Origin of the sequence: Acinetobacter sp. YH12106 (assembly GCF_013418995.1) — a bacterium.
Lineage (GTDB): Bacteria > Pseudomonadota > Gammaproteobacteria > Pseudomonadales > Moraxellaceae > Acinetobacter > Acinetobacter pseudolwoffii.
The window spans coordinates 146,297-162,596 of record NZ_VPAV01000001.1 but is presented as its reverse complement, the minus strand read 5'-3'; the positions used below and the strand labels follow the sequence as shown (position 1 = coordinate 162,596).

At 43.9% G+C, this 16,300-nt stretch carries 11 protein-coding genes and 1 tRNA gene; 2 read left to right on the top strand and 10 right to left on the bottom strand.

Annotation, left to right across the window (positions count from 1 at the left end):
• Positions 1 to 175: 175 nt before the first annotated feature.
• The 3 genes from FTU45_RS00865 to FTU45_RS00855 form a co-directional block, all read right to left on the bottom strand.
• Complete coding sequence (locus FTU45_RS00865) at positions 176 to 1,411, bottom strand: dihydroorotase (protein ID WP_100355093.1); 1,236 nt, start codon at positions 1,409 to 1,411, stop codon at positions 176 to 178.
• 10 nt (positions 1,412 to 1,421) lie between these two features.
• Complete coding sequence (locus tag FTU45_RS00860) at positions 1,422 to 2,438, bottom strand: aspartate carbamoyltransferase catalytic subunit (protein ID WP_005171612.1); 1,017 nt, start codon at positions 2,436 to 2,438, stop codon at positions 1,422 to 1,424.
• A 219-nt stretch (positions 2,439 to 2,657) separates the two neighbouring features.
• Entirely contained in the window at positions 2,658 to 3,002 is a 345-nt protein-coding gene (locus FTU45_RS00855) for a hypothetical protein (RefSeq protein WP_159137940.1), read from the bottom strand.
• A gap of 238 nt (positions 3,003 to 3,240) precedes the next feature.
• Between FTU45_RS00855 and rlmKL the strand changes: the two genes are divergently transcribed.
• The gene (rlmKL, locus tag FTU45_RS00850; RefSeq protein WP_159137941.1) at positions 3,241 to 5,445 is read left to right on the top strand and encodes a bifunctional 23S rRNA (guanine(2069)-N(7))-methyltransferase RlmK/23S rRNA (guanine(2445)-N(2))-methyltransferase RlmL; all 2,205 of its coding nucleotides are present in this window, start codon (positions 3,241 to 3,243) and stop codon (positions 5,443 to 5,445) included.
• Between the two features lie 90 nt (positions 5,446 to 5,535).
• Here rlmKL and FTU45_RS00845 read toward each other — a convergent pair whose 3' ends face one another.
• The 4 genes from FTU45_RS00845 to crp form a co-directional block, all read right to left on the bottom strand.
• Positions 5,536 to 6,819 (bottom strand): DUF945 family protein, encoded by a 1,284-nt coding sequence (locus FTU45_RS00845; protein WP_180075754.1) that lies wholly within the window; start codon positions 6,817 to 6,819, stop codon positions 5,536 to 5,538.
• A 228-nt stretch (positions 6,820 to 7,047) separates the two neighbouring features.
• Positions 7,048 to 9,627, bottom strand: a complete 2,580-nt coding sequence (gene clpB / locus FTU45_RS00840) for an ATP-dependent chaperone ClpB (protein ID WP_180075753.1) — start codon at positions 9,625 to 9,627, stop codon at positions 7,048 to 7,050.
• Between the two features lie 578 nt (positions 9,628 to 10,205).
• A complete protein-coding gene (locus tag FTU45_RS00835; protein WP_180075752.1) occupies positions 10,206 to 11,255 on the bottom strand; it encodes an NADP(H)-dependent aldo-keto reductase in 1,050 nt (349 codons plus the stop codon).
• Between the two features lie 190 nt (positions 11,256 to 11,445).
• Complete coding sequence (gene crp / locus FTU45_RS00830; protein WP_005171629.1) at positions 11,446 to 12,153, bottom strand: cAMP-activated global transcriptional regulator CRP; 708 nt, start codon at positions 12,151 to 12,153, stop codon at positions 11,446 to 11,448.
• 147 nt (positions 12,154 to 12,300) lie between these two features.
• Between crp and FTU45_RS00825 the strand changes: the two genes are divergently transcribed.
• Complete coding sequence (locus FTU45_RS00825; protein ID WP_005171632.1) at positions 12,301 to 12,723, top strand: OsmC family protein; 423 nt, start codon at positions 12,301 to 12,303, stop codon at positions 12,721 to 12,723.
• A gap of 88 nt (positions 12,724 to 12,811) precedes the next feature.
• On the opposite strand, the gene FTU45_RS00820 is transcribed toward FTU45_RS00825, so the two are convergent.
• From FTU45_RS00820 to FTU45_RS00810, 3 genes are all read right to left on the bottom strand, one after another.
• The gene (locus tag FTU45_RS00820) at positions 12,812 to 13,849 is read right to left on the bottom strand and encodes a metallophosphoesterase (protein WP_180075751.1); all 1,038 of its coding nucleotides are present in this window, start codon (positions 13,847 to 13,849) and stop codon (positions 12,812 to 12,814) included.
• 329 nt (positions 13,850 to 14,178) lie between these two features.
• Positions 14,179 to 14,255, bottom strand: a tRNA-Val gene (locus FTU45_RS00815).
• A gap of 47 nt (positions 14,256 to 14,302) precedes the next feature.
• A complete protein-coding gene (locus FTU45_RS00810) occupies positions 14,303 to 16,294 on the bottom strand; it encodes a DUF3488 and transglutaminase-like domain-containing protein (protein WP_180075750.1) in 1,992 nt (663 codons plus the stop codon).
• Between the last annotated feature and the right edge of the window lie 6 nt (positions 16,295 to 16,300).

Genomic DNA, 16,300 nt, shown 5'->3' with positions numbered 1-16,300 from the left:
GATTTTTCTAATGTTTAATATTCAATCAGTGTAACGATGCCAGTTTTTTGAAAATGTAAATAATTGTATGAATATCATAAAGTTTCACTGTTTTTGTTGAGTACTCATTTTACTGACACAGAATTCAAAAACAAAAAAAGCCAGCCGAAGCTGACTTTTATAAAAGCTGGATCTATTAAGCGAGGAACGTTTTTAAAACTTTAGCTCGCACTTTTTGATTGATCAGCGGGGTATTTTTACCTTGCGACACGATGCTTTCTTTGTTCAGCGTCCATTCTAGCTCTGGATCTACCAGCACCCAACCCGCCTCGTCTGCCCAGCGATCTGCCATTTGTGCAACACGTGCCGGAGCCAAAGTCACTTTTTCTACCCATTCCAGTGGTGTAAACAAACCTTCATTGACCAGTTGAATCCCAAAAGGTACATAAGTATCAAAAGCGCTAAAGCCAGGCTGGGTTTCAGCAAATGGTGCCATTTTCGCAGAGCTGCTCAGCGGTTCATGATGGGTACAAATCGCATCAATCACCCCAGATTTTACTCCTTGGCGTAGCAATTCTTTGTCTTGTTCAGCACGCAGTGGCGGACGTACATGTGCCAGCGAATTAAAACCGTCAATTAAGGCATCGGTCAGATGTAATTGGTGCATGGCCACATCACAGGTGACAGGCAAGCCTTTTTCTTTGGCAATCCGGATTAGCTCTACTGACGCACCACAAGATAATAAACCGAAATGCGCACGAACTTTGGTCACTTCAATCATTAACAGGTATTTGGCAATTGCCACGGTTTCAGCAAGTGCTGGAATCATCGGCAAGCCTTGACGCGAGGCAATAAAGCCTTCATGTACACAGCCATCTTTGGCAATTTGCGGCTCTTCTGCATAGAACACCACAGTCAGATCTAAACCTGCAGCATATTCCAGGGTACGTAGTACCACGTCATCATTGACAAAAGGCGCACTGGCATTGGACACCGCAGTACATCCGCCTTTTTTCAAACCGGCCATATTGGCAGGTTGCTGGCCTTGCAAGCCTTGGGTTTGAGCACCAATCACTTCAAGATAAATACCACCGTCCAGCATGGCTTTCTCAACCAGACCATGAATCAGTGCGCCATTGTCCTGCACGATCGGCTTTGAATCTGGTGGTGTAAACACGTGCAAAATCCCATTTTCACGTGCTGCTTTACCTTCAGATTTTAAGGTGCCATGTTGTTGCTGACCCGGTTCCCGTAAACGTGCACACAGATCGACCATGGTGGGCATCAACCATTTGCCCTGACCATCAATCGTTTCAGAAACAGCAGCCGTTTCCGCAACGAACTTACCATTTTCCAGATACACGGTCTGAACAGAATCAGTGTTTTGGATCGGATCGAGCACACGAACATTTTCAATTTTTACAATAGTCATGACTTATTCCTTAACCCGCAATCGCTGCAATCAAACCCTGTTCCTGAAGCTGGCCCTGCATTGACAAAGCCAACACCGCCATACGTACCGCAATTCCATTGGTCACCTGATTCAGAATCACCGACTGCGGTCCATCGGCAATACTGGAGTCAATCTCCACCCCACGGTTCATTGGACCCGGATGCATCACGATACAATCCGGTTTTGCCATCGCTAAACGTTCTTTGTTCAGGCCATACATCTTGTAGAATTCAGCTTGCGATGCCAGTGCCGGAGAATCAATCCGCTCATTTTGAATACGCAGGGTAATGATCACGTCGCAATCTTTGATGCCATCTTCCATGTTGTTAAATAGACGAATACCATCACCATATTCTTCAAAACCGTATGGCAGCAAGGTATTTGGTGCAATCACCCGAATATCTTCGCAGCCTAAGGTTTGCAAAGCCGCTACATCTGAACGCGCGACACGTGAATGTTTGATATCGCCAATAATGGCAATCGACATCTCTTCAAATTTTTTATGGGTTTCCCGGCGAATGGTGAGCATGTCCAGCATCGCCTGGGTTGGATGCGCATGACGGCCATCACCGGCATTAATAATCGCCACCGTCGGACAGACATCTTTGGCAATAAAATGCGCCGCACCTGAAGATGAATGACGCACCACGAAAATATCGGCGGCCATCGCTTCAAGGTTCCATAAGGTGTCACGCAGGGTTTCACCTTTAGAGGTACTCGAACGGGCAATATCGATATTCAGAACGTTGGCAGAAAGGCGCTTGGCAGCGGCTTCAAAAGTAGTGCGAGTACGGGTAGAGTTCTCGAAAAACAGGTTCATCACCGTTTTGCCTTCCAGCAAATTATTGGTGATGAGCTGATTTTGGTCATTAAAAAAGGACTGCGCAGTGTCCAATATTTTTGTCAGGGTTTCTTTGGAAAGACCTTCGATGGTCAAGAAGTGTTTTAGATTACCTTCTTTATTGAGTTGAATCTGGCTCGGTGTATGCAATGCCGCCAAGTGCATGAGAGATTCCTTATGCGTTAAGTCAACATATTATACAGAGATTGGCCAGTCTGAGTAGTTGGCAATGTGACTACTTGTACAAAAACCACCTCGATAATAAAAATAGAAATTGAAATTCCTATGTATTTTTTCAATAAGATAATTTAACCATTTTCCATCCTGCTGACTTTCAGTACAAAATTATGGGTGCTTCAGTCTGGCACATTCACACCCATCGTTTTATCGCAGCGCACCGATATAATGATGTGCAACCTGTGCACGGTAGATATCGTCCTGATCGGGTTCAACCGAGACCAATACCTCCTGCTGTGGCAGATGTGCAGATTTTTCAAACTGTTGCTGCCGAACCACAGGCAGATCCCAAACCTGTTTTAAACGCTCGATTAAACGCTGCAACTCTGGATCTTGGGTCTGTTCTACCAGTTCAATCACATGCCGTGCATAGTCCAGATTTTCTGCCAGATAAAGCGCATCCACGACCCGGCCTGACACACGTCTCAAACGTGTATAAATTAAAGTGGCCACTGAAAAAGCGTCATGGTTGCGTAACTGATTCTCTAACATTTTAACCCCCATTATAAAATTGAAAAATCAGAATCAGGCAGCCATCGCTCTCCTCCGACTGACTGCCTGATTTGCTGTGTATAGAGCAAAATGCGTACCAGTTCATCAATTTATCATGTGAATATTATTTTTCACGCGTACACGGCAAGGCCTTTCAGAGAATTTAAAAAGCTTTCAATATAAAAATACGGTAAACTTGGCGCAGTTTTTTATTTATCTTTTTTGGTCTCTCTATTATATGAATACCTCTCCACGTTTAAGCAATTATTGGGTCACCTGTGCCGATGGTCTGGAAACCTTATTAGAAGAAGAACTACAAGGCTTAGGTGTTCAGAATATTGAGCGTTTTCCCGGTCGTTTAATCTTTAAAGGCAGTCTGGAAAATGCTTATCGGATTTGCATGTGGTCACGTCTGGCTTCACGTGTGCTCATGCCGATCCATACCCATGAAATTGAATTTTCTCACGATGCCCGTGATGTGGCAGAAGAGCTATATGAAGGTGCAATCAGCTTTGACTGGTCGCTCATTTTTGCACCACAAAGTACCTTTGCCATTCGCTTGCATGTCGAGCGTGACATCAAGGTCAATACCCAGTTCGCAACTTTGCGTGCCAAAGATGGTGTCGTAGATTCCTTCATGGAAGCTGTAGGTAAACGCCCAAGTATCGATACCAAACAGCCAGAAATTACCATGTATATTCTGGCAGGGAAGAAAGAGCATACCTATTGCCTGGACTTGTCCGGCGATTCATTACATAAACGTGGTTATCGCCACTTTATGACCGATGCACCAATCAAGGAAAATCTGGCTGCTGCGATTTTGCAAAAAGGTCAACTTAAACAGATTAATCCAGACATCATTGTCGATCCAATGTGTGGTTCAGGTACCTTTATTATTGAATCACTGATGATCCTGACCGACCGTGCGCCGGGTCTGGTGCGTCGTTTCGGTTTTAATGGCTGGAATGGCCATGACCATGAACTCTGGATGGGCATTAAAGCTGAAGCAGCTGAACGCCACCAAGCGGCAATGGAAAATCCATTACCGCAATTCTATGCCTTCGATGCAGACTGGGAAGCTGTAAAAGCGACACGTCAAAATATCATCGCGGCAGGTTTTGAAGCTGCTCTCGACAATATCATGATCGAAGAGCGTACTTTAAATGACTGGCCGGATTTTCAGGCTGAAGGCAAAAAAGTCTTCTTCGTGACCAACCCGCCTTATGGTGAGCGTCTCGGTGATAAAGCGCAGAACCGTTCTTTATATCTTGGTTTATCGGCTTTACTGCAAAAGAATTTCCCGAATCAAAAAGCGGCGGTGATTGCCTCTCAAGTCGAACAGGCTGACGTGCTGGCCTTTAATGATCCGCAAATCCTGCGTTTGATGAATGGTAAATTGCCGATCTATATCCGCTTTGGTACGGTTAAACCTGCGGCTGTGGTGCGTCCATTTTTAGAAAACTGGCAACCTCAGCAATTTGAAGCGATTGAAGGTGCAATGGAGTTTGCCAACCGTCTGACCAAGAATATGCAAGCACTAAAAAAATGGGCTGTCAAAGAAGGCATACACTGTTTGCGTCTGTATGATGCTGATTTACCAGATTTTAATGTCGCGGTGGATCTGTATGGTGAGCGCCTGCATGTGCAAGAATATGCGCCACCTAAAACGATTGACCCTGAAAAAGCCAAGAAACGTTTTAACCTGGCACTGCAAGCCATTCGCGCTGTGACCGGTCTGGGCCGTGATGCGATCTTTATCAAGACCCGCGCACGTCAGGAAGGTAAAAACCAGTACACCAAACAAAGTACCGCATCGAAGCGTTTTATCGTACAGGAAGGTAAGGCCAAGATTCTGGTTAACCTGACCGATTATCTGGATACCGGTCTGTTCCTGGATCATCGTCAAATGCGTTTGCGTATTGCCCGTGAGGCCAAAGGCAAACACTTCCTGAACCTCTACAGCTATACCTCTACGGCGAGCCTACATGCTGCCTTGGGTGGTGCTGCAAGTACCACCAGTGTCGATCTTTCCAATACCTATTTGAACTGGTCGAAGGAAAACTTCGTGCTGAACGGTTTAACCGTAGATCACGCCGATGAACAACATCAGTTCTTTGCATCTGACTGTTTTGAATGGCTCAAAGAAGGTCATGAGCAATATGAGCTGATCTTTATTGATCCACCCACTTTCTCAAACTCGAAAAAATTCTACGGGACGTTTGACGTACAGCGCGACCATCTATCCTTGCTTAAACGCGCCATGAACCGTTTAACCAGCGATGGTACCCTGTACTTCTCGAACAACTATCGTGGTTTCGAGATGGATGAAGAAATTCTGGCGTTCTATGATGTCGAAGAAATTACTCAAGAAACCATTGGGCCTGATTTCAAGCGTAACCAGAAGATTCACCGTGCCTGGAAAATCGGCCATCCTAAAGTGTAATCACTGGTATTAGATTGTGATAAAACAAAAGCCTGTTCAGTTGAACAGGCTTTTTCTTCTTAGATTCGCTGTTAAAAAGCGACTTACAACTTATTGTGCAGTTAAGAACTTCTTTTCACCATACAGATAATGTATGGATAGTTTAAACACATCACCATCTCGCTGAATTTGCTGATTAGCTTGCATCGCACTCAGCATTTGCTCCAGCTCTTGATCGGACATATTTTTACCTGCGGCACGCATATAATGATGAGTGAAGGTTTTTACTACCTGTTTATTGAAACTGATATTGGTTTGCACTTCTAACAGATTTGGGAACATTTTTGCCAAGCTTTCCAAGGTGGTTTGATGGCCTGGCATTACTTTTCCGACTAAATCTGCCTGAATACTGCCTGTGCCTAACTTTAACTGATTCTGCTTCGATTCAAACTTGAAGCCATCATTAATCACCGCCAGCATGGCTTGTATCGCATCTTTTTCAAAATTTCCTGCTTCCAGACAAGAGTTATTTTGCTTTTGCAGAATATCAAATAATATCTGCATTTTTTGACGCTGTAAGTCTTTGAGCTCCCAATTGAGTTCTAAGTCTTGCATCGCAGGGACATTATTTAAGCCCATTTCGGCAATTTTAAATTTTGATTGAACATCTACTGTACGCTCATGCAGTTGGGTATCCATACGCCAGCTCAGGTCTTTCAGTTGTCCTGAGCCTTCTGCCTTAGCATCCTGGCGCTGCATTTTGACAATATTGAACTCGAAATAACCCGGTTCTAAATACTGCGCATTCAGAGCCTGATTAGTTTTAAAATGCACACCCTTGAGTTGTGTATTTCCAGACTGATCACGAATAGACAATTCTGGCACATCAAAACTCATATTTAAAATTTTATGTTGTCCCTGACTCTGTTTTGCCTGAAACTTGATCTGTATAGGGTCAATTCTGGTATATAAACCTGCTTCTTTTTTTTCGATGACAGGGGTTTGTAATTGTGTGGTCGATACACCCAACCAGTTGACTTGCGTCGTCACTTTTAAAGGTTGCTGAAAAAATTCAGCATATGCGCCCTGTCCTTGTGCTAAATCGAGTTGAGAATGAATGGTATAGCCTTTCCAGGTACGCTGAATTTGGTCTTGACCATTAAATACTAATTTTTCTTTGGCATTACACGCGTCTGGCACAATGCTCATGCTCCACTTGGCCGTGCCTTGTAGAGCCCCCATAGCGTAGTCAGTATATTGCACACTAATGTTCGGCGCTGGTTTTAAATTTTGTTGATAATGCGCTTTCAAGCTCTTATCTGCATATAAATTACCCGTGCTCACAGCCCCCGCCAACACCACGACACCAATTCCACCCCATACTATTTTCGACATAGTTTTTGCTCAGAATTTATCTATTTTTATTGAACATAAATTATAGTTAATCTTAAAAAATAAAGATAATTGTTTTGCAAATAAATCACTTAAACATAATATTCATCACAAAATATTAAAAATAGCTGTCACTTTTAAGCAATTTTTTTACTGATATGACCTGAATTGTCAGCCATCAAAAAACCTAGCCAAAGCTAGGTTTTCTGAAAATTAAAAGGGCAGGCAATATTAGCTAACTTTCATTTTCTCGAAGATTAAATCACCCGCTTCGGCCTGGACCAGAATCGTATCACCCGGCTGGAATTCCCCTGCAAGGATTTTTTGAGCCAGGCCATTTTCAATACGTTGCTGGATCGCACGTTTTAACGGACGCGCACCATACAGCGGATCGAAACCGGCATCAATTAACTGATCGAAAGCACTGTCATCTACCGACAGACGCATATCACGCTCTGCCAGGCGCTGACGCAAGCGATTCAACTGGATATCGGCAATACCGCGAATCTGGTCTTTTTCCAGCGCATGGAAGACCACCAGTTCATCAATACGGTTAATAAACTCCGGACGGAAATGTTCCGAGACCGCATTCATCACTACTGTACGAACTTCATCACGTGTTGCATTAACGCCCAGTTCACGCATATCCTGCGAACCCAGGTTCGACGTCATAACGATCACGCTGTTTTTAAAGTCCACTACCCGGCCTTGCGAGTCAGTTAAACGACCATCATCCAGCACCTGTAGCAAGATGTTAAACACATCCGGATGCGCTTTTTCGACTTCATCGAACAAGATCACGCTATAGGGTTTACGACGTACCGCTTCCGTCAGCACCCCGCCTTCTTCATAACCCACATAGCCCGGAGGCGCACCGACCAAACGGCTCACCGAATGTTTTTCCATGAATTCAGACATATCAATACGAATCATGGCATCGTCACTATCAAACAAGAAGTTGGCTAATGCTTTGGTCAATTCTGTTTTACCCACACCCGTTGGACCCAGGAACAGGAACGAGCCACTTGGACGGTTCGGGTCTGACAGACCTGCACGTGAACGGCGTACCGCATTCGATACTGCCACCACGGCTTCTTCTTGCCCCACCACACGGTTATGCAGGAACTCTTCCATATGCAGCAGTTTGTCACGCTCACCTTGCAACATTTTCGCCACAGGAATACCGGTGGCCGCACTGACCACCTCGGCAATTTCATTGTCGGTGACTTTGTCACGCAGCAGTTTCGGTGCCTCACTTTCTTCAGCTGCTTCAATACGTTCCAGCTGTTTTTGTAACTCTGGAATGACGCCATATTGATACCGTGCTGCTTCAGCCAGATCACCTTCACGTTGCGCCTTGTCTAGTGCAATACGGGCCTGATCCAGTTTGATCTGTACATCCTTATTGCCTTCGACCAGCGCCTTGTCGGCACGCCAGATTTCTTCTAGGTCCTGATATTCTTTTTCAACCGTGGCGATCTGGTCAGACAGATATTGAATCTCAGCTTTGGCACCCGAGTCTTCATCTTTTTTCACCGCTTCCAGCTGCATTTTTAACTGAATCAGACGGCGTTCCAGTTTATCCAGAGCTTCTGGTTTGGAGTCGAGTTCCATTTTAATGCGTGATGCTGCTTCATCAATCAGGTCGATGGCTTTATCCGGCAACTGGCGATCGGTGATATAACGATGTGACATTTTCGCTGCAGCAATAATCGCAGAGTCCAGAATCTGTACCCCGTGATGCGTTGCATAGCGGTCTTTCAGACCACGCAGAATCGCAATGGTGTCTTCCACACTCGGTTCATCCACCAAGACTTTCTGGAAACGACGCTCGAGCGCTGCATCTTTTTCAATATACTGACGATATTCATCCAGCGTAGTCGCACCGACACAGCGCAGCTCGCCACGTGCCAGCGCCGGTTTCAGCATGTTACCGGCGTCCATCGCACCATCACCCTTACCGGCACCCACCAAGGTATGCAGCTCATCGATGAATAAGATGATTTCGCCTTCGTGTTTGGCAATATCTTTCAGAACGGCTTTTAAGCGTTCTTCAAACTCACCACGGTATTTGGCACCGGCCAGTAAAGATCCCAGGTCCAGCGATAAAACACGTTTACCTTTCAGTCCTTCAGGTACTTCACCATTAATAATCCGCTGTGCCAGACCTTCGACGATTGCCGTTTTACCCACACCCGGCTCACCAATCAGTACCGGGTTATTTTTGGTGCGGCGTGACAGAACCTGAATGGTACGGCGGATTTCATCATCACGGCCAATCACAGGATCAAGCTTGCCTGCCAAAGCACGTTCAGTTAAATCAATGGTGTACTTATTCAGTGAATCACGCTGATCTTCATGATTATTGCTCATGACTTTTTCATCGCCTCGAAATTGATTAATGATCTGGCCTAAGGTTTCTGCCTTTAGGCCAACACTGTTTAATAAGGTTTTTGTGTTACCTGTTTCTGCCAGCGCCAACAGTACCCAATCTGTAGATAGAAACTCATCTCCGGCTTTTTGCGCGAAGCTGTCTGCCAAATGTAATACTTTTGCCGCTTCAGGGCTGAGATTGATATCCGCGGAGGGATTGCTCAGGGTTGCTGCATTACTTAGGGCCGTTTGCAGCTTGGTTTGCAATTCACGCAGATTGGCGCCGGCCTGCTGCAGCAAGCTGACATTGGATGCTTCATCCATCAAGGTGGCCAGAATATGAATCCCATCAATCGAGCTATGGTCTTTAGTCATGGCCAATGATTGTGCATCGGAAAGGGTTTGCTGCAGGCGATTGGTAAATTTCTCAAAACGCATTTTTGTTATTCCTCACAACAAATTTTCTACTTGATGGATATATGGGTGCGATTAATCAGATTTCAAATTATTTTTGTATATTTTTCAAAAACTTATTATCAAAAAATATACAGATTTCAATTATAATATTGGTGTAGTCAAATCATATTTCAAGTAAGCGAAAGAGAATTTTTAATGAGACCCCAAGACTAGCGCTAACTCATCATCTTGATTAAGCTATTTAGTTGTATCGGGATAATTTAAAACAAAATTGGCTTACATATGCTGTCCTAACCCTTCTACCAAATGAAGAACTTCAGAGAGTTTCTGTTCAGTTTGAATCAATACTCGAGGTGATTAATGGCCTTATCACTGATAAAGAAAAATTAGTTCAGCAACTTCCGTATGGCTTTCGCTCATACTTTTGTTTGGGACAAAGTAGTTTCATGATTCATTTTTATAAGAGCATCTTTTATGGATGATGTTTTAATTATGCGGATTTGACGATCCTTTCCCATACTCTTTTTCATTAAAATAAGCGTGTAATCAACAATAAAAAAACACCCTCAATCAAGGGTGCGTCTAAATAACGATAAAAATTATGGAGCCGGATTTGGCTGCTGACAGTGAATCGCTTCAATACCTTTCAGTACGTCTTCAGATAAATCGATTTCAAAGGCCTGAATATTTTCTTTTAACTGATCCAGATTGGTGGCCCCAATAATAGTACTGGTTACAAAGAACTGCTGTTTGATAAAGGCCAAAGCCAATTGCGTCAAAGTCAGACCATGCTGCTCGGCCAGTTGTGCATATTGTTCGGTCGCCCATTCACTTTCCGGATTGCTATAGCGGCTAAAGCGCGAATATAAAGTAACCCGAGCATTGGCAGGACGCGCACCATGACGGAATTTACCGGTCAGATAACCGAATGCCAAAGGTGAATAAGCCAACAGGCCTACACCTTCGTATTTGGCAATTTCTGACATGCCCATTTCATAAGTACGATTCAATAAGCTATAGGGATTTTGCACACTGACAAACTTAGATAAACCGAGTTTTTCAGCCAGATGTAAAAATTTAATGGTGCCCCATGGGGTTTCATTGGACAGGCCGATATAACGAATGCGGCCTTTTTGAATCTCTTGATGTAAAGCGGTTAAGGTTTCTTCCAGATCTGTTACTGCACGATCTTCTGCCGCTTCTGCATTACCATAGCCCAGCTTGCCAAAGAAATTGGTTGGACGTTGCGGCCAGTGCAGCTGATATAAATCGATATAATCGGTTTGCAGACGTGCCAAGGACTGGTCAATCGCTGATGCAATTTCATCTGCAACGAAACGGGTTCTGCCATCCCGGATATGACTGCCGCCTTGTGAAGGACCGGCAATTTTTGAGGCCAGAAAAAGTTGGTCACGGCCACCGCGAGAGGCAATCCAGTTACCAATCATACGCTCGGTTGCACCCTGGGTTTCAGGTTTCGGCGGAACCGGATACATTTCCGCAGTATCCCAGAAATACATTCCCTGATCCAAAGCATAATCCAGTTGCTGAAAAGCCTCTTCCTGTGTGTTTTGCTCACCAAATGTCATGGTGCCCAAACAAATTTCCGGCAAAAGAATGCCTGTATCTGCCAATGGTCTGAACTGCATAAAAAAATATCCTTAAAATTTATCGGTCGTTTATTGCGATCACATGCGCTATAGCCTATCGGAATGATAAGGGGACTTAAATTATCTTTTCTAAAAAGCTTGTGCCAAATTGTTATGTTCGAATGAATTTGTGCTTTTAAAGTAGGGATAAAAAAAGCAAATCAGAAGATTTGCTTTTTTTATTTTTGACTTATTCGTCTTCAAGCTCACCGGCACTGACCGTTTCTGGCTCCTCCAGAGAAACATCGAAAATCAGAATGGCTTTACCATCAGTTTCAATCATACCCTGTTCTTCAAGTGTCTTCAGTACACGGCCGACCATTTCGCGGGAACAACCGACAATACGGCCAATTTCCTGACGGGTAATACGAATCTGACGGCCATTTGGTAAAATCATCGCCTCAGGCTGAGAAGACAAGTCGATCAGGCAACGTGCAATACGGCCTGAAACATCAATGAATGCCAGATCAGTCACTTTACGTGTGGTATTTTTCAGACGGCGTACCAGCTGAGCAAATACCGCATAGCTCAGATCAGGATATTGCTTGCTGATTTCATGAAAATTTTCATAGGTGATTTCAGCAATTTCACACACATCACGTGTACGAACTTCTGCAGTACGTTGTGGATTTACCTCAAATAAACCCATTTCCCCAAAAAAGTCACCTGGATTTAAATATGCCACGACAATCTCACGATCATCATCTTCACGAAGAATGATGGATACAGACCCCTTCAAAATCAAATACAAAGATTTAGATTCTGATCCTGCATCAATGATCGTAGTACGTTTTGGATAACGATTAATATATGCACGTTTTAACAGTGCTTTCACGGATTCTGGTAATTGCCCCGGAGAAAGCGCATCTGTGCTCAATTGTGAAAAGTTTGAAGTCATGCTTACGGTTCCGAATATGGATAATGTATAGATCGCACAAGACCTAATGTGAACTTGTCACACAGTGGGATTGAAATTCCGTATCAACCCAATTTATGTTAGTGTACAGTTACTTGACAAATTTATAGCTTTTTTTAGGTAGTTGCAATGCAAACAAGCGTTCATTGGTTAGAGAATGTTGCTTTTGAAGCAAAAACTCAAAGTGGTCATACCATCATTATGGATGGTTCAGCGGAATATGGCGGTGAAAACCGTGGTCCCCGTCCAATGGAACTCCTTTTAACCGGTCTGGGTGGCTGTGCATCTTTTGATATTGTGACCATTTTGAAGAAAGCCCGTCAGGATATTAGCGATGTACGTTGTGAGTTAAAGGCTGAACGTGCGGATACAATTCCGGCAGTTTTCACGAAAATTCACTTACATTTTGTCGTGACAGGCAAAGCCATTAAAGAGAAACAGGTGGCAAAAGCCGTAGAACTTTCTGCAGAAAAGTATTGCTCTGCCAGCAAAATGCTTTCGGATGGCGGCGTTGAAATTACCCATGATTATGAAATTATCGAAGCAGAATAAACTTGCAATCTTCTAAAAATAGCAGCCTGAATGGCTGCTTTTTTATCCCAACAAATTGCCGGGAAAAATTTCTGAAGACTCTATCTGATTAAGTCCCTTGAACCAGGTAATGGGTGCCATCTTCAAAGATCAGAATATTGTCTGGAAATCTTAAAGCACCCAGCCGATGTCTGAACGCAATGCCCTGTTGACGATCGAGATATCGTTTACCCACTGAATAGTCTACACAAAATACGTTTTGCTGTTGTCCATACCATTGCAGTGCATCGATCGATTTGAGTAAACCGGTTTTTTCTTCAGTGGGTTTAAAATTCCGCCAATAATGTCCGGTAATCACTGGAATTTGATCGGTATAACTGTCCCACCATGGCAACCGATCGATCATACGCCATCGGCCACCGGCGTAAATGGGTTGCACCGCGATCTGTTCTGCACCTGAAGTGATGACCCGAATTGGATTATGCATCTGCTCACGCAGCTCTTTTTCTGCGAGGTGTTGCAATAAAGGTAAAGTTGCAGCTGGGTCTTTGAACTGGTGTTGGTATTGTTGCTGTTCATTCTGTATTAATTCATTAATACCTAAGGCTTGCAAATCCAGCGCTGTATGCTCAACGAATTTAGCATAGGCTTCTCTGAGCGAATTGAAATGAGAATCACGTAATCGATCAATGGATTGCTGATGCCAGCAGGCATGTACCACACGCAGCTGCTCAGACTCGAGCGCCACCGGCAAGCGATTTAAAAAATCCAGAATCCACTTACGGTCTGTGGCTGAAGCCTGTATGGAATCAAAAGGTTTCAGATCATCCTGATGCGGTGAACCAAAAAACCAGCCATTGCCTTCCCGAAAAGTATCGGTCAACAGGTTCAATTCATGATTGCCAATGACACATTGTGCATAGCCTTCATCTACTAGCTGTTTGACCCGCTTGATCACCGCGACACTATCCTGCCCCCGATCACACAGATCACCAACAAAAATCAGTTTACGCTGTTCAGGATGACGACCGTGCCGGTCATAACCCAATACATGAATCAGTTGTTCCAGTGCTGCAATCTCGCCATGAATATCCCCAACGATATCCACGGGGCCAGTGAAAGCCTGTTGTATAAATGAATATTTCACTTATGCATCCTGAGTTAAAATGAAGCCAGATGAACATCCTTGGAGTATGCTTTAAATTTTTTTAGATCGGAATACAGAACACTAGATACTTTAAATAGTTCAGTTAAAATATGTCAGGTTTAAATAAAGATTTTTTATAAAATATATTTTATCTTGATTTTAAAATGACCTAAAAAATACCAGACATAATCCTTATATGCTTTAAGAGTTTAGTCCTGCTATTTTTTTGTATTTTTGAGTGCAGGCTGGACTTTATGAAACAATTAAATTTATTACATTAAAATTAAGTCATAAAAAAGCCCATTCTTTGAATGGGCTTTTTTGAATCTTGGTAGGTATATCCAGACTCGAACTGGAGACCTCTACGATGTCAACGTAGCGCTCTAACCAACTGAGCTATACACCTAGAATGTATGGCATATTATAAATTTTTCTGACTGAAGACAAGTCTTTTCATTTGATTTTCAAACTGTCAGCACAAGTTTTAAGCAAATCCTTGAATTTTTTCAATTCTTGATCAGTAAGTTCTGCTCCTGAATAAAGATACTTTTCAAAAATCCGGATTGCCTCTATAAATGCAGACTGATTTTCGACCTTAACCTGTTGGGATAAACGCTGCATCCAGTGATGAAAAGTTTCAGCAGGCTGTTTTTTGAGATCGTCAGCTAAAGATTGATTCAACTGTTGGATAGCACGATCAAATGGGGATTGAGCCTGTCGGGCTTTTAGATAAATTCTGAGTCCATAGGCTAGAATCAGTAGTGCAATACTGCCGAGCAAAACGATAATACTCGAATAAGCCGAACTCAGACCTAATTTTGATAGCCAGTTCTGTTGCGATTCTGCATTATAACCCACCACCTTGCTTTGCCACTGGTAGCTGGCATAATCGCTCCAGACCCGCATCTTGGTCATCCACTGATTATTCTGCGATGTCCAGGTCGAATTATTTGACCAGACTCTTTCATCTTGAGACAGCAGGTTTTGCATTCCGCCATCTATACGTTGCGGCGCAATCATGGCAGTCGGATCAAAGCGCTGCCATTTCTGATCTAACCAGACTTCTGTCCAGGCATGAGCATCCAGTTGCCGGACTTCCCAACTCTTACGATCCGGTGCCAGTTCCCCACCCTGATAACCAGTCACCACACGTGCAGGAATCCCGACATAACGCATCAGCATGACGAAACTCGATGCATAATGCTCACAAAACCCTTGCCGGGAGTTAAATAGAAATTCATCAATCCGGTTTTGTCCCAACTGGCCCGGTTTCAGGGTATAAACAAAGTTATTCTGCTGATACCAGTTGAGAACGTTCTGCACATAACGGCGTGGATCTTCAGCACTTTGCATATATAGGCGTTGTGCCAGCTGCTGCGCTTGAGGATCCAATCTGCGCTGTACCTGGGTATTGATTCGCGCAAGATATTGACCTACAGCCTGAGGATCATATTGTGTCCCCATCCACTGCAGCGGAATCGGTTCAACGCGTTGCGTGAGTCGTCGCGGTACAATACTCCAGTCCTGACGGTTATAATAACGGCGCTCTACAGGTATCGATTTTTCCAGCCCCATGATCCAGAACACCGAAGGATCCGCAGCCAGATATTGATAGTTCCATCCAACCGGCACTGGCGAGCTATCCATGGGCTGTCGCATTAAAGGTTGCTGATTGACGAAGCTGCTGGTCCAGCGTTGACCATCATATTCATCCAGTACCAAGGCGCGCCAATACAGCTCTGAACGCGGTGGGAGTTTGCTGACATCACCGATAATCCGGAAAGCCAATGCACTAGACTGCGATAATTCAGCAATATCACCAGGCGACATGCTGTCGCTAATACCGGTCACGCCTTTATTTTCTGGGATGGGAATATGCCAAAGTGGTGGCAAACGCGGGAAGAAAATAAACAGCAGCAGGAAAAATGGAATGGCGTACAGGATAAACTTCGCTACATGCTTGGCATCCTGTTGTAATGCTGCACGCTGGGTGGTCTGCTCCTGCTCAAACTCGCTGGTCTGAATCCGGTACAGGCCAATCAGACAGCTGATTAAACACAGCACAATCACGATCGCCATGCCAAATGACTGACTGTATAAAAATGAACTGGCAGCGACAAACAGGGCAAAATTAAACAAAATAATTAAGTCACGCCTGTTTTTACTTTCCAGTGATTTGGCAAATAAAAATGTCGATAAAACTGCCACTCCAGCTTCAACACCAATAAAGCTCTGATAACTTAAATAAATACTGCCCAGTGCCAAAACTGTGAGCAAGAAGGTGCCAATTTTAGGAAATGGCTGCTGACGTTTCAGATAAATCCAGATACACAGAATACTGATGGCGAAAATAATGCTGAGTAAGACCGGAATAAATGCCATTTGGGCGATGAGAATCAGGCTCAAGGTCAGTACAATCGAAGTATGGATTTTTGCATTGATCATTGCTTT

Excerpts from the sequence above, each read along its gene's own strand:
- FTU45_RS00865 (WP_100355093.1), bottom strand. The coding sequence starts at position 1,411 with ATGACTATTGTAAAAATTGAAAATGTTCGTGTGCTCGATCCGATCCAA.
- FTU45_RS00860 (WP_005171612.1), bottom strand. The coding sequence starts at position 2,438 with ATGCACTTGGCGGCATTGCATACACCGAGCCAGATTCAACTCAATAAA.
- FTU45_RS00855 (WP_159137940.1), bottom strand. The coding sequence starts at position 3,002 with ATGTTAGAGAATCAGTTACGCAACCATGACGCTTTTTCAGTGGCCACT.
- rlmKL (WP_159137941.1), top strand. The coding sequence starts at position 3,241 with ATGAATACCTCTCCACGTTTAAGCAATTATTGGGTCACCTGTGCCGAT.
- FTU45_RS00845 (WP_180075754.1), bottom strand. The coding sequence starts at position 6,819 with ATGTCGAAAATAGTATGGGGTGGAATTGGTGTCGTGGTGTTGGCGGGG.
- clpB (WP_180075753.1), bottom strand. The coding sequence starts at position 9,627 with ATGCGTTTTGAGAAATTTACCAATCGCCTGCAGCAAACCCTTTCCGAT.
- FTU45_RS00835 (WP_180075752.1), bottom strand. The coding sequence starts at position 11,255 with ATGCAGTTCAGACCATTGGCAGATACAGGCATTCTTTTGCCGGAAATT.
- crp (WP_005171629.1), bottom strand. The coding sequence starts at position 12,153 with ATGACTTCAAACTTTTCACAATTGAGCACAGATGCGCTTTCTCCGGGG.
- FTU45_RS00825 (WP_005171632.1), top strand. The coding sequence starts at position 12,301 with ATGCAAACAAGCGTTCATTGGTTAGAGAATGTTGCTTTTGAAGCAAAA.
- FTU45_RS00810 (WP_180075750.1), bottom strand. The coding sequence starts at position 16,294 with ATGATCAATGCAAAAATCCATACTTCGATTGTACTGACCTTGAGCCTG.